We start from the raw sequence: 12,373 nt of genomic DNA on the forward strand, positions 1-12,373 counted from the left end.
TGATGGCTCGACGCTTATCACGGCTGGATTGTTGAAAATCCCCTCAATCAGGTTGCTGTTTCTTGCGCTACGCCGTCGGGTACAGTAGCCTGATTGAAATTCCATCCAATTATCGAGTTTTCCGCATGTTAAAGCGCGTGTTTTACAGCTTGTTAGTCCTGATCGGCTTGCTGCTGTTAACTGTGCTTGGTCTCGACAGATGGATGAGCTGGAAGACAGCACCTTACATCTACGACGAATTGCAGGATTTACCCTATCGCCAGGTCGGCGTGGTATTAGGCACAGCGAAATACTACCGTACCGGCGTCATTAACCAGTATTACCGCTACCGCATTCAGGGCGCATTAAACGCTTATAACAGCGGTAAGGTGAATTACCTGCTACTCAGTGGCGATAACGCACAGCAAAGCTATAACGAACCGATGACGATGCGTAAAGATCTGATTGCCGCAGGCGTCGATCCTGCCGACATCGTGCTCGATTATGCCGGATTCCGCACGCTCGACTCCATTGTGCGGACCCGCAAAGTGTTTGATACCAATGATTTCATCATCATTACCCAGCGATTCCACTGTGAACGCGCCTTGTTTATTGCACTTCATATGGGCATTCAAGCCCAGTGCTACGCGGTGCCTTCACCAAAAGATATGCTGACCGTACGGGTACGTGAATTCGGCGCCCGTTTTGGGGCGCTGGCCGATCTCTATCTCTTTAAGCGCGAGCCTCGTTTTTTAGGCCCGCTGGTGCCGATCCCGACAATGCATCAGGTACCGGATGATGCTCAGGGTTATCCGGCGGTAACGCCAGAACAGTTACTTGAATTACAAAAGAAACAAGGAAAATAAGCATGGATGTGCAAACACTCTTCGTCGTTTTGGCCTTTCTTCTCATCCCTGTGTTTTGCTTTCGTGAAGCATGGAAAGGCTGGCGCTCTGGGGCCGTTGATAAAATAAAGAAGAACGCACGTGAACCGGTATATGCCTACCGCAATGAAGATCCACTGCAATTCTGGTGTTACATTCTTGTTTATGCCGGGTGCGGATGCTTATCTTTTGGGATGGTTATTTATTTAGTCTTTTATCGATAAGGACATTTATGTAATATTAGTGTTTGAGAATAACTAATATTATGAGAACAATTGTTATTTCAACATAAGGGATAAATGCTGTCCACCAGCATTTCCCTGACACTGTCCTCTATTTGTGAATCCTTTCACAGAATACTCTTCCTGCAGTGCTAGCCTTGAGAATAGCCTTAGAAATTATTTTTTCTAATTTTATATTTTGTTATTAACGGTTCGCCTTAATTTACTCAAGCATTAAGGAAGAAAATATGCCACAACAAAATTATCTGGATGAGCTGACGCCTGCTTTTACGCCATTATTAGCAATAAAAGAGGCCTCCCGCTGTTTATTATGTCACGATGCCCCCTGTAGCCAGGATTGTCCGGCGCAAACCGATCCCGGGAAATTTATTCGCTCTATTTATTTTCGCAATTTTAAAGGCGCAGCCGAAACGATCCGTGAAAATAATGCGCTCGGAGCCGTATGCGCCCGGGTATGTCCAACCGAAAAATTATGTCAACGCGGGTGTACGCGTTCAGGAATTGATAAACCTATCGATATCGCACGTCTGCAACGTTTTATTACCGATTTTGAACAGCAGACGGCAATGAAAATTTATCAACCCGGAACGAAAACGCTGGGCAAGATTGCCATTATCGGCGCAGGCCCGGCAGGGTTGCAGGCCAGTGTAACCTTGAGCAATCTGGGTTACGACGTGACAATTTACGAAAAACAGCCTCAGCCAGGCGGCTGGCTGCGCTATGGCATTCCTGAGTTTCGGCTGCCGCAATCTGTTCTGGATGTCGAGATTGCTCGTATCGTTGAAATGGGCGTCACCATTAAATGCCATTGTGAAGTCGGCAACGCCCTCTCCGTTGAGCAACTTAAAGCGGAAAATCGCGCTGTACTGCTTACCGTAGGCATGTCCTACGGCTCGACCCTGCCATTGTTTAACAATGCAAATAATGTCGAGATTGCCGTCGATTTCCTGCAACGTGCCCGCCAGTCCGGCGGCGATATTGGCGTACCGCAAAGTGCGTTGATCATCGGTGGCGGCGATGTGGCAATGGATGTCGCCAGTACGTTAAAACTCCTTGGCTGTCCGTCAGTCACCTGTGTCGCACGTGAAGAACTCGCTGAACTCCCCGCCAGCGACAAAGAGTTCACCAGTACGCAAGCGTTAGACGTATCGATCATTGACGGCTTCACACCCGTAGAGGTTACCGGGAATAGAGTCACCTTTAAGCATGTTCGTCAGCCAGGAGAACTCACGTTTGAAGCCGAAAAGATTATTCTCGCCGTTGGCCAACACGCTCAACTTGATGGTTTCGCGGCATTAAAGCCAGAGCGTAATCTTATCGATACGCAAAATTATCAAACCGCCGATCCGGTTCTGTTTGCCGCGGGCGATATCGTTAAAGGCGATAAAACCGTCGTCTATGCCGTGAAAACCGGGAAAGAAGCCGCTCAGGCTATTCATCACTATTTAGAGGGAGCTTGCTCATGTTAACAAAAGATCTTTCTATTACTTTTTGCGGCGTAAAATTTCCCAACCCGTTTTGCCTCTCTTCTTCTCCGGTGGGTAACTGTTATGAGATGTGCGCCAAAGCCTACGATACCGGCTGGGGCGGAATTGTTTTTAAAACAATTGGTTTCTTTATCGCCAATGAAGTCTCCCCACGCTTTGACCATCTGACCAAAGAAGATACTGGCTTCATTGGCTTCAAAAATATGGAGCAAATTGCTGAACACCCACTGGAAGAGAATCTGGCCGCCATTCGTAGGCTGAAGCAAAATTACCCGGATAAAGTGCTAATCGCATCGATCATGGGGGAAAATGAGCAGCAATGGCAGGAGCTGGCACACCTGGTCGAAGAAGCGGGTGCGGATATGATCGAGTGCAACTTCTCGTGTCCGCAGATGACATCTCATGCGATGGGCAGCGATGTGGGACAAAGCCCGGAGCTGGTCGAGAAATATTGTCGGGCAGTTAAACGCGGTTCTTCACTGCCAATGTTAGCCAAAATGACACCCAATATTGGCGATATGTGTGAAGTGGCTCTGGCGGCTAAACGCGGAGGTGCCGACGGTATTGCCACCATCAATACCGTAAAATCTATCACCAATATCGACCTGAACCGGAAAATCGGCATGCCAGTAGTCAACGGCAAATCCAGTATTTCCGGCTACTCCGGCAAGGCAGTAAAACCCATCGCCCTGCGTTTTATACAACAACTGTGTACCCACCCTGAACTACAAGATTTTCCGATTAGCGGCATTGGTGGCATTGAAACCTGGGAAGATGCTGCTGAATTCTTGCTCCTGGGTGCCGCTACGCTGCAGGTCACTACCGGGATCATGCAGTATGGCTATCGGATTGTGGAGGATATGACCAGCGGGCTGTCGCACTATCTTGCCGATCAGGGCTTTGATTCGCTGGAGGATATGGTTGGCCTTGCCAATACCAATATCATTCCCGCCGAGGATCTTGACCGCAGTTATATTGTCTACCCACATATCAACCTCGATAAATGCGTTGGCTGCGGGCGCTGCTACATCTCCTGCTATGACGGTGGACATCAGGCGATGGAATGGAATGAAGAAACCCGTACACCACACTGCAACACCGAAAAATGCGTGGGTTGTCTGCTGTGCGGTCACGTCTGCCCGGTAGCCTGTATCGATTTAGGGGAGGTAAAATTTAAAGCCGGTGAGAAAGAACATGCGCTAACGCTGTAACACGAAGAACAGAAAAGCCCGGGGCAGATTTCTCTGCACCGGGCTTTTGCATAGTTACGTTACTTCTTACGTGCGTATTTCAGTGAGTCCAGCGCCACAGCGAAGATGATAATGCCGCCCTTAATAATGTACTGCCAGTAAGGGTTCACGCCGATATAGGTCAGACCGTAGTTGATAACGGTGAAGATAATAACACCGGTCACAACACCAAATACGGTACCGACACCACCACTGAACGACACGCCGCCGACCACGCACGCCGCAATCGCATCCAGCTCATACATAAAGCCGAGGTTGTTGGTCGCAGAGCCGATACGTCCGGCTTCCAGTAAGCCACCGAAAGCATAGAACACGCCAGACAGCGCATAGATAATCAGCAGGTTCAGCGCGACGTTAACGCCAGATACTTTCGCCGCTTCGGGGTTACCGCCGATAGCGAAAATGTTTTTACCAAAGCGGGTCTTGTTCCAGAGTACCCAAACAAAGGCCACTGCAATCAATGCGTAGAAAGTGATATAGGAGAGTCGGAAACTACCCAGCGCAATAAAGCCCTGCGCAAAGGTGGAGAATCCGCTGTCAAAGCCAGAAATTGGCGAGGCCCCGACAAAGTCGTAATACAGTGAGTTGATACCGTAAACGATGATCATCGTACCGAGAGTGGTAATAAACGGGGTCACATTCAGGTACGCAATGATGATACCGTTCACCAGACCAATAATGGCACCGATAACACAGACAATCAGCACCACCACAATGATCGGCATGGTGGCCATTTCCGGGAACACCTTATTGGCATTCTCCATCGACTGCAGCAAGGTAGCAGCGACCACCGCAGCCAGACCAACCTGACGACCTGCAGACAGGTCTGTCCCCTGGGTGACAATCAGTCCGGCAACGCCCAGTGCGATAATAATACGCACCGAGGATTGCGTCAGAATATTACTCAAGTTCAGCAAACTTAAGAAAGTAGGGTCCTGGAAAATAATAATCGCCAGCAAAACTAAAAGAACAACGTAAATTCCGCCTTCTTTCAGGTAAGTAAGAAAACTTTTCTTATTTAACGCACTCATGAGGAGCCCCTAATCTTAAAGGTGCAAAGACGCAAGACGGAGAATTTCGTTTTGCGTTGTCGTTTTAGTTTCAACAATTCCAGCCACAAGACCATTGCTCATAACCAGAATACGATCGGTAATACCTAACAGCTCCGGCATTTCGGAGGAAATAATGATAATCCCCTTCCCTTTTTTCGCCAGCTCCGCAATTAACTGATAAATTTCAAATTTTGCACCAACATCGATCCCACGTGTTGGCTCATCCAGCATCAGTATTTCTGGCTGTGTTAACAACCAACGGCCAATAACTACCTTTTGCTGGTTGCCACCGGACAGTGAACCAATTTGTGTACGGTGACCTGGTGTTTTCACCCTCATGGAGTCAATTACCCATTGGGTATCGCTTTTCATACGGGTATTATCCAACAGGCCAACTTTATTTTTATAGTTTTGGATATTGGATATTAACGAGTTAAAACCGATATCCAGATAAGCATAAATGCCCGTTGAGCGACGTTCTTCCGTCACCAGCGCAAAACCATGGTTAATGGCTTCATTCGCGCTGTGGTTATTAATTTTTTTACCGTGTAGCGTAATCGTACCTGATGATTTCTCACGAATACCAAAAAGTGTTTCAACAATATCTGTGCGTTTTGCACCAACCAGACCGGCAATGCCAAGGATCTCCCCTTTATGCAGGTCAAAAGAGATATCACGAATCGACGGCTGACGCAGAGATGTCAGGTTACGCACTTCCAGAATCACTTCGCCAGGCTTGTTCTCTTTATCCGGGAAACGTTGGTTCAGCGAACGTCCCACCATCATGGCGATGATCTTATCCATATCCAGCCCTTCCAGTGGCTGGGTCGCAATCCACTGACCATCACGTAGCACGGTAATTTCATCGCACAACTGGAAGATTTCTTCCATTTTGTGAGAAATATAAACGATACCGCATCCACGCTCTTTCAGTTTACGAATAATCGTGAACAGATGATTAACCTCTTTCTCCGTCAAAGACGAGGTAGGTTCATCCATGATGACGATTTTGGCATCGTACGAAAACGCTTTAGCAATTTCTATCATCTGCATTTGCGAAACTGACAATGTACCGACGCGCGCACGCGGATCGATATCAATATCCAGTTCATCAAATATCGCTTTGGTATCCCGGTACATTTTATCCTGGTCGACAAACATGCCTTTGGTGGGATAACGCCCTAGCCACATGTTGTCCATTACGGAACGTTGTAATACCAGGTTCAATTCCTGGTGTACCATCGAGATACCATTTTCAAGCGCTTCTTTAGCAGAATGAAAATCGATTTCTTTACCCTGAAATAAAATACTACCGGAATCTTTTTGATAGATTCCAAAAAGACATTTTAATAATGTTGACTTTCCAGCTCCATTCTCCCCCATTAAGGCGTGAATAGAATGTGGGCGGACTTTTAAATTGACATTATCAAGAGCCTTAACGCCGGGAAAGGACTTGTTGATGCCGCTCATTTCCAACAAGTATTCGCCTGACGACTGAGTATTAGTGCTGACCATAATTATACCTTGTTGGCCTTGCTGAGTGCGTAATTGAGGGCGCAACAGAATTGCGCCCACAGACATATACACTAAAAAATTCGAGTTGCAGGAAGGCGGTGAGTGAGTGAATCCCCAGCCACATAGATAACTATGTAACTGGGGTGAACGAGCACAGCCAACGCACAGGCAACTTGATGTATGGTGTGTATAGACTTATTTATTGGTGAACTCAGCCAGATTGTCTTTATCGACACCTACATACGGAACGCGAACAATTTTGTTCTCAATTTTCCAGGTTGTGCCGTCTGCCGCACCTTTGCCTTCAGCCAGGTTTTTCGCCAGATCGAAGGTTGCTTTCGCCTGGTTATTGGCGTCGTTCAGCACGGTACCGGCCATTGCACCAGATTTCACCAGAGCCAGAGCTTCAGGCAACGCATCCACGCCAAATACCGGAACGCTGGTTTTGTTGTGTGCTTTCAGCGCTTCAACTGCACCCATTGCCATTGCGTCATTATTCGCAATCACAACTTCAATTTTGTTGGCGTTTGGACCGGACATCCACGCATCCATTTTATCTTTCGCCTGAGCGGTATCCCACATGGCGGTATCTAACTGCAGCTGCTCAGTTTTAATGCCTTTGTCGTTCAGCTCTTTAATCACGTAGGTAGTACGTGCTTCAGCATCCGGATGTCCCGGCTCGCCTTTCAGCAGAACAAACTGAATTTTACCGTCTTTGTTCAGATCCCAGTTCGGGTTTGCTGCCCAGTGTTTAGCAATCAAATCACCCTGGATGATGCCAGATTCTTTAGAGTCGGTACCGACATAGAAGGCCTTGTCATAGCTGTCCAGCGCTTTACGTGAAGGTTCTTTGTTGAAGAACACAATCGGTACGTTCTGGCCACGAGCTTTCTCAATTACCGTGCCTGCTGCAGCCGGGTCAACCAGGTTGATAGCCAGTGCTTTAACGCCTTTTGCCAGCAATACATCAATCTGATCGTTTTGCTTGGATTGATCGTTCTGGGAGTCGTTCATCAGCAACTGGACATCTGGCGCCGCTTTGGCATCTTTCTCAATAGCCTTACGCACCACAGACATAAAGTTATCGTCATACTTATAAATCGTCACACCAATGCGGGTATCAGCAGCGTGCGCAGCCGCGCCGAATAACATGCTTGCCATTACAGCAGACAGGGTCAACACCTTCTTATTCATGGTATCTCCGGTTTTATTATGCAGGGTAGTACTTGAGATAAATACTCGGCAGGGCAGAACGTTACTAAACTGTTACTGAACGCCGAAGCTCACTTTTAAAAATATTTCTTCCGTGTCTGGCAACGCTCCAAAAACAGGCTTTAATTTTTGTTTAAGACGCCTATACCTCGATGAAAGTGATTATTCACCGTTACATAGTAGTTACAGCGCAACAAACAGTGTCATCATAGCTATGGCATTGTTAAGATACTGTGAATTTACTCACATATTGAAAACGGTTACATCGAGTGACATTATCAGTTAGTGATCGGTGCCGCATTCTGCCGCAACGCCACAGAATGACGACGCACCAGCGTTGGCATAAAGCAATGGGTCGCCGCAGGATCCAACGTACCCGCAGCGCCTTGTAGTGCGAGCTCTGTCGCCATTTTTGCCATTGATGCAATAGGATAGCGCACGGTCGTCAGCTGCGGATCGGTGTAACGCGCAATAGGGATATCATCGAAACCAATGATAGACAGATGTAACGGAATGGCGATACCGTTGTCTTTTAGCGCAGTAAGCGCCCCGGCGGCCATATTGTCGTTGTAAGCGAAGACCGCCGTCAGTTGCAAATTACGTCCCAGCAGTTCCACCATCGCTGATTCTCCGCCCTGCATATCGGGCGAACCGGTGCCAACCCAGCTTTCTGCCGGAGTAATTCCGTTTTCTTTCAACGCGCTTAGCCACCCTTCTCTACGCATCGCGTCATCTTCAATACGATGACTTGACGCCAGATACCCTATGCGTTGGTGCCCGTTATTGAGCAGCATGCGGGTCGCCATTTTGGCCCCGCTGATATTGTCCAGGCAGACACAACGGTGGGCGTAGCCCGGCACAATACGGTTGATCAATACCATTCCGGGGATCTGATCCATAAACTCCCCCAGTTCCTGGTCACTCAACGCTTTTGAGTGAACAATCAGCGCGTTACAACGCTGACGGATCAGGACTTCGATGGCATGACGTTCTTTTTCTGCTTCATGATAACTGTTACCAATCAGCACATACTTCTGATGCTGCTGGGCAACCATATCTACGGCTTTCACCAGCGCACCAAAGAACGCATCTGAAACATCCATCACCACTACACCAATAGTGTCACTCACCTGCGTGGCCAGCGCTTGCGCATTAGCATTGGGCCGATAGCCTAGCTGAGTCACTGCCTTCATTACCGCTTCGCGAGTATCTGGACTCACCAACGCGCTGTTATTCAGTACGCGGGAAACGGTCGCCACAGAAACGCCAGACTGACGTGCCACATCACGTATGGTGATCATATTCACTACCCTGTTTGAGATTGCGGTTGCCCACAGACACCCTGGATTGTGTATTTTGTCAGCACGATGAATAGCACTGCGTGAGTCATGTCACAGGAATGAAAACGCTTACATCCGTTTTGTTAATGAATGTGATCCAGATCGTTATCTGGATGTTCCCGGCAATGACGCCCCTGAGGCACGCAGGGTTAGTTGACGCCACAGCCACTCCACCGGACCTTGCCGATAAAAACGTAGCCAAATGACGGAGAAAAGAAGGTTTATAGCCCAAACAGGGATAACGAAATACAGCAGTTCCAGCCGGTCAAACTTCATAAACAGACCAAACTGATAGAACAGTGTGGTGCAGATGAGCGTTTGCAGAAGATAATTGGTCAATGCCATGCGTCCTACGCAGGCAATGGCAATAACAAATTTAAAGCGGTTAAGTTGCGGCCAGAAACCAAACATCAATGCGGCGTAACCGATAGTCTGAAACGGTGCGCTCAGTTCTCGCGGGGCTTGTAACAGAAAAGCACACCAGCGATATGCCCACTCCAGATGCCATTGGGCGACGATAGCCGGCAGGTTAATCGCCATTCCGATGATGACCAACAACGCGCCGGTACGACGATAATGCGACAAACTGTATTGTCCTTTCAGCCAGCCGCTGCGCATCAATGCCGCGCCGAGCAGCATCATTCCCGCAAGCTGCCAGCCGTACTGCGCCCCCAGTGCCAGCAGGCTGTTCGACAGCATATCCACGCGGTTACTGACCGCTTCCATACCGCCGTTAATCTTCCAGAACTTTTCATACAGCAGTGCAGAGGCATCCGGCGTCCAGGCCCGGCTGGTTTCGCCCCCGGAAATAACGCCAAGCAGCAGCAATACGCCGATACCTACGAGGTAGAGCAGCACACCGGTATTAAACAGGCTTTTGACCGAAGGAGCGTCGCGGATCAGCCGCCAGCAGATAAGACCAATTAAGCCGTATGCCAGCAGGATATCGCCATCCCATAATAATAAGCCGTGAATAAAACCCAGCAAAACTAGCAGAGTGAGTCGCGACTGGATCCAGCGTTTGCCGCGCGGCAATAACATTTGCAGGCCTGCGCCGAACAACAGCGCAAAAAGAGTAAGGAACTTCACCTGCGCGAAGAGATCAAGCACCGCCCAGGTCCAGGCATCCGACAGGGTAATGTTGCCGTACCAGGCAGGGTTCAGGTATGCCGCCTTCGGCAAACCAAAGGCGCTAATATTGAGAAGCAGGATACCAAGGATGGCAACGCCACGAATAAAATCCAGCGTGACATTACGCTCCATGGTTCCCTGCCCTAATCAGTTGTGGTGACGCACGGCGCGCAGGAATTCCTGACGCGTATTCTGGCTGGACTTAAACAGCCCGCCAAGCGAGGTGGTAGTGGTCGCACTGGTCGCATCACGGATACCGCGCGCTTTCACGCAGTAATGCACCGCATCAATTGAAACCGCAACATTATTAGTACCGAGCAGCGTTTGCAGCGCGGTCAAAATTTGCTGAGTCAGACGTTCTTGTACCTGTGGACGCTGCGCAAAGAATTGCACAATGCGATTAATCTTCGACAGGCCAATCACAGACTCTTTCGGGATGTACGCCACCGTCGCTTTGCCATCAATTGTGACAAAGTGATGCTCACAGGTGCTGGTCAGCGTGATATCACGAACCGTGACCATCTCATCAACCTTCATTTTATTTTCAATGACGGTAATTTTCGGGAAGTTCGCGTAATCGAGACCGGAGAAAATCTCATCAACATACATTTTAGCGATGCGATGTGGGGTTTCCATCAGACTGTCATCGCTCAAATCAAGATTGAGCAATTGCATAATCTCGGTCATATGGCCGGAGATAAGACGTTTGCGCGTTTCGTTATCCATCTCATGCACGGGCGGGCGCAACGGGGTTTCGAGACCACGTGCGACCAGCGCTTCATGAACCAGGGCCGCTTCTTTACTGAGTGATGACATTTCTTCTTCTCCTGCAGGTGTGGCGCCTCTGCCCTGCGTGGGGCAAAGTTTTTAGGCTGTGTCACAGCCAGAACATTGTGCGTGAGGCGGCGCACATAATCCAGTATTCACCGCGATAATTATTGAAATTGGTGCAGCCTGTTAATGCACAGATCCTACTTGCCGTTCAACCCGGTGAGTATGAGTGTTAATGTAAAGTTATATAGATGATGAAGTATGTTTGCCCAATGCGGAAGTGAAAGTTACTCACAGTGCAATGAATAATCTGTATTATGATTGGTTCGCAAACACATTCAGATTCGACACAACAAGGAGCCACGCATGGAAATGCTTGAAGAGCACCGCTGTTTTGAAGGCTGGCAGCAACGCTGGCGTCACGACTCCGCTACGTTAAATTGCACCATGACTTTCAGCATTTTTCTCCCTCCGCCGCGCGATAACACCCCGCCTCCGGTACTGTATTGGTTGTCGGGTCTGACCTGCAATGATGAGAATTTTACTACCAAAGCAGGCGCGCAGCGTATTGCAGCTGAGTTGGGGATTGTTCTGGTGATGCCAGATACCAGCCCGCGCGGTGAACAGGTGGCCAATGATGACGGGTACGATTTAGGTCAAGGTGCCGGATTTTATCTCAATGCCACACAGCAGCCATGGGCTTCGCATTTCCGCATGTATGACTACTTGCGCGATGAGCTTCCGGCACTGGTTCAGTCACAGTTTAACGTCGGCGATCGCTGCGCCATCAGCGGACACTCCATGGGCGGTCACGGCGCACTGATTATGGCACTGAAGAACCCCGGTAAATACACCAGTGTTTCCGCGTTTGCGCCAATCGTAAACCCATGCCGTGTTCCGTGGGGAGAAAAGGCATTTAGTGCCTATCTGGGCGATGATAAGACGACCTGGGCCGCATGGGATAGCTGCGCGTTAATGTTAGCCAGTAAGCCAGAAGATGCCATTCCAACACTCATCGATCAGGGTGACAGCGATCAGTTCCTTGCCGATCAACTTCAACCTGCGGTGCTGGCAGAAACGGCTCGTCAGACGGCGTGGCCGATGACGTTACGCATTCAGCCCGGATACGATCATAGCTATTATTTTATTGCGTCGTTCATTGAAGATCATCTGCGCTTCCACGCACAATATCTGTTGAAGTAACGCACTGAGGGCGTCCGCCCTCTTTGTTTCTCCATCATTTCCTCATTTTTTCTCCATTTTTATTTTGCCGCTATCTCATTGACTGAAAAAGCTTTTCCTTGCCAATTATATCAAACACAAATGATTCCAATTATCATTTGTGTTTACAAACATTCACACTTTTGTACAATCTCCTAGCTTCTTTACTTAAAAGAGTCCTTAAAAGACAAATACATATAATTGTCATGGCCTTTGTCATGACGAGTTGATCGTTACCCTAAGAATTCGAGTTGTAGGACAAAATGCAATTGCATTTTGAACAGTGCTG

Annotated in this window: 11 protein-coding genes; 5 read left to right on the forward strand and 6 right to left on the reverse strand. The window is 48.6% G+C overall.

What is annotated here, in order from left to right:
- Positions 1–125: 125 nt before the first annotated feature.
- The 4 genes from sanA to preA all read left to right on the forward strand — a co-directional run bounded on the left by sanA (position 126) and on the right by preA (position 3,803).
- Positions 126–845 (forward strand): outer membrane permeability protein SanA, encoded by a 720-nt coding sequence (gene sanA / locus AACS05_RS15265; RefSeq protein WP_045449709.1) that lies wholly within the window; start codon positions 126–128, stop codon positions 843–845.
- A 2-nt stretch (positions 846–847) separates the two neighbouring features.
- Positions 848–1,087, forward strand: a complete 240-nt coding sequence (locus AACS05_RS15270) for a DUF2542 family protein (RefSeq protein ID WP_045444999.1) — start codon at positions 848–850, stop codon at positions 1,085–1,087.
- A 245-nt stretch (positions 1,088–1,332) separates the two neighbouring features.
- Positions 1,333–2,574 (forward strand): NAD(P)-dependent oxidoreductase, encoded by a 1,242-nt coding sequence (locus tag AACS05_RS15275; protein WP_045445002.1) that lies wholly within the window; start codon positions 1,333–1,335, stop codon positions 2,572–2,574.
- The gene (gene preA, locus AACS05_RS15280) at positions 2,568–3,803 is read left to right on the forward strand and encodes an NAD-dependent dihydropyrimidine dehydrogenase subunit PreA (protein WP_045445005.1); all 1,236 of its coding nucleotides are present in this window, start codon (positions 2,568–2,570) and stop codon (positions 3,801–3,803) included. Before AACS05_RS15275 ends, preA begins: the two co-directional genes overlap by 7 nt.
- Before the next feature lie 59 nt (positions 3,804–3,862).
- Here the strand turns inward: preA and mglC are convergent, their stop codons facing one another.
- The 6 genes from mglC to folE form a co-directional block, all read right to left on the reverse strand.
- Complete coding sequence (gene mglC / locus AACS05_RS15285) at positions 3,863–4,873, reverse strand: galactose/methyl galactoside ABC transporter permease MglC (RefSeq protein ID WP_003027393.1); 1,011 nt, start codon at positions 4,871–4,873, stop codon at positions 3,863–3,865.
- A gap of 15 nt (positions 4,874–4,888) precedes the next feature.
- A complete protein-coding gene (mglA, locus tag AACS05_RS15290) occupies positions 4,889–6,409 on the reverse strand; it encodes a galactose/methyl galactoside ABC transporter ATP-binding protein MglA (RefSeq protein WP_045445012.1) in 1,521 nt (506 codons plus the stop codon).
- A gap of 195 nt (positions 6,410–6,604) precedes the next feature.
- Positions 6,605–7,603, reverse strand: coding sequence for a galactose/glucose ABC transporter substrate-binding protein MglB (gene mglB, locus AACS05_RS15295; RefSeq protein ID WP_045445015.1), 999 nt, complete (start codon positions 7,601–7,603; stop codon positions 6,605–6,607).
- 296 nt (positions 7,604–7,899) lie between these two features.
- Positions 7,900–8,922, reverse strand: a complete 1,023-nt coding sequence (gene galS, locus AACS05_RS15300) for an HTH-type transcriptional regulator GalS (protein ID WP_045445018.1) — start codon at positions 8,920–8,922, stop codon at positions 7,900–7,902.
- Between the two features lie 144 nt (positions 8,923–9,066).
- Positions 9,067–10,224: a DUF418 domain-containing protein YeiB gene (gene yeiB, locus AACS05_RS15305; protein ID WP_045445021.1), complete on the reverse strand. Its 1,158-nt coding sequence runs from the start codon at positions 10,222–10,224 to the stop codon at positions 9,067–9,069.
- A 15-nt stretch (positions 10,225–10,239) separates the two neighbouring features.
- Positions 10,240–10,908, reverse strand: coding sequence for a GTP cyclohydrolase I FolE (gene folE, locus AACS05_RS15310; RefSeq protein ID WP_043000121.1), 669 nt, complete (start codon positions 10,906–10,908; stop codon positions 10,240–10,242).
- 321 nt (positions 10,909–11,229) lie between these two features.
- Between folE and fghA the strand changes: the two genes are divergently transcribed.
- A complete protein-coding gene (gene fghA, locus AACS05_RS15315) occupies positions 11,230–12,066 on the forward strand; it encodes an S-formylglutathione hydrolase (protein ID WP_045445026.1) in 837 nt (278 codons plus the stop codon).
- Positions 12,067–12,373 lie beyond the last annotated feature (307 nt).

It is taken from the genome of Citrobacter sp. S-77 (assembly GCF_963864895.1).
GTDB lineage: Bacteria > Pseudomonadota > Gammaproteobacteria > Enterobacterales > Enterobacteriaceae > Citrobacter > Citrobacter murliniae.

Excerpts from the sequence above, each read along its gene's own strand:
- mglB (WP_045445015.1), bottom strand. The coding sequence starts at position 7,603 with ATGAATAAGAAGGTGTTGACCCTGTCTGCTGTAATGGCAAGCATGTTA.
- AACS05_RS15275 (WP_045445002.1), top strand. The coding sequence starts at position 1,333 with ATGCCACAACAAAATTATCTGGATGAGCTGACGCCTGCTTTTACGCCA.
- mglA (WP_045445012.1), bottom strand. The coding sequence starts at position 6,409 with ATGGTCAGCACTAATACTCAGTCGTCAGGCGAATACTTGTTGGAAATG.
- folE (WP_043000121.1), bottom strand. The coding sequence starts at position 10,908 with ATGTCATCACTCAGTAAAGAAGCGGCCCTGGTTCATGAAGCGCTGGTC.
- sanA (WP_045449709.1), top strand. The coding sequence starts at position 126 with ATGTTAAAGCGCGTGTTTTACAGCTTGTTAGTCCTGATCGGCTTGCTG.
- fghA (WP_045445026.1), top strand. The coding sequence starts at position 11,230 with ATGGAAATGCTTGAAGAGCACCGCTGTTTTGAAGGCTGGCAGCAACGC.
- galS (WP_045445018.1), bottom strand. The coding sequence starts at position 8,922 with ATGATCACCATACGTGATGTGGCACGTCAGTCTGGCGTTTCTGTGGCG.
- preA (WP_045445005.1), top strand. The coding sequence starts at position 2,568 with ATGTTAACAAAAGATCTTTCTATTACTTTTTGCGGCGTAAAATTTCCC.
- AACS05_RS15270 (WP_045444999.1), top strand. The coding sequence starts at position 848 with ATGGATGTGCAAACACTCTTCGTCGTTTTGGCCTTTCTTCTCATCCCT.
- yeiB (WP_045445021.1), bottom strand. The coding sequence starts at position 10,224 with ATGGAGCGTAATGTCACGCTGGATTTTATTCGTGGCGTTGCCATCCTT.
- mglC (WP_003027393.1), bottom strand. The coding sequence starts at position 4,873 with ATGAGTGCGTTAAATAAGAAAAGTTTTCTTACTTACCTGAAAGAAGGC.